The organism is Bacteriovorax sp. DB6_IX, assembly GCF_000447775.1.
GTDB lineage: Bacteria > Bdellovibrionota > Bacteriovoracia > Bacteriovoracales > Bacteriovoracaceae > Halobacteriovorax_A.
Genome location: NZ_AUNJ01000430.1, coordinates 1 through 325, shown reverse-complemented (window position 1 = coordinate 325; position 325 = coordinate 1). Strand labels below are relative to the sequence as shown.

Below are 325 nucleotides of genomic sequence, written 5' to 3'. Positions count from 1 at the left end.
TCAAATTGTTTTCCGGCCTTAAAAATAAAGCTTGTGTGGTAGACATTTGTATTTCTAATATTATTTGAATTAAGAAGAATATCGTTTGGAAAAATAAGTCTTTCTTTGGCGACTTCTAACGAGAAGATTTTATCATGCCAATGAACAGAAGATCCTATTGAAAACCTATTTTCATGAAGGCTAATACTACTTTCTGCTAAGTTTGCTTTTCCATAGAGACTTCTCTCTGCTTGTAAAAATAATCCTATATTTGTTCTTTGATTCCACTTCCAAAAGTGTGAAAGTTTCAGTCCAAGATTGGCAAAAGTCCACTTGAAATTTGATC

At 32.0% G+C, this 325-nt stretch carries 1 protein-coding gene; it reads right to left on the bottom strand.

All coding sequences use genetic code 11. The features are described 5' to 3' along the window. Positions 1-325 (bottom strand): hypothetical protein (locus M901_RS13400; protein WP_034722287.1); only part of this gene is annotated, 325 nt, incomplete at both ends.